The sequence below is a fragment of the Treponema sp. R8-4-B8 genome, assembly GCF_054786175.1.
On sequence record NZ_BDHE01000174.1, the window covers coordinates 1 to 774 of the forward strand.

1 protein-coding gene is annotated in these 774 nt (G+C 37.1%); it reads left to right on the forward strand.

The genetic code is table 11. The features are described from left to right. Positions 1–55: 55 nt before the first annotated feature. The coding region (locus ACYVRA_RS07695; RefSeq protein WP_461252152.1) for an MATE family efflux transporter at positions 56–774 on the forward strand (719 nt) is incomplete at its 3' end.

The window sequence follows — 774 nt, forward strand, 5'->3', positions numbered from 1 at the left end:
GATTGTAATTGGCATCCTGTTGACGCTTTTCATTTCGATTACCGCAAGTATTTTTATGACGCAACTTTTAAAATTAATTAACATACCGGAAGATATAATAGATACGGCATATTCGTATATTTCAATTTTGACCGTCTTTTTAAATATAACTTTTACTTATAATCTCTGCGCCGGACTCTTGCAAGCTATAGGCGATAGTACAATGCCGCTTATATTTCTGATTATTTCATCAATACTTAACATAGTGTTTGATATTGTTTTTATCACAAAATTTAATATGGGAGTCCGCGGCGCGGCGGCGGCTACGGTTGTCGCGCAAAGTATCTCTACGGCGCTTTGTCTGTTTTATATTTTTAAAAGATGCCGAATACTTATTCCTCGCAAAGAACATTTCCATTATGATGCCGCATTATACAAAGAACTTACTGCGCAAGGTTTTTCTATGAGCTTTATGATGTCGATTGTAACCTTAGGCACTATCGTGCTTCAAAGCGCCATAAACGGATTAGGTTATCTTGTAATTGCAGGGCACATAACGGCGCGTAGAATCAACAGTTTCTGTATGATGCCTATGAATACAATAGCCATAGCTCTTTCTACAGTTGTTTCACAGAACAAGGGAGCGAATCAGCTTAACCGCATACGAAAAGCAGTCCGTTACGGCAATTTTATTTCGTTAATATGGGCTGTATTTATAACGGTTGTTCTTATGTTTTCATCCAGAGTTTTTTTTGAATGTACGCAAAAACGCTCATCAAGAGAATGTATAGTATT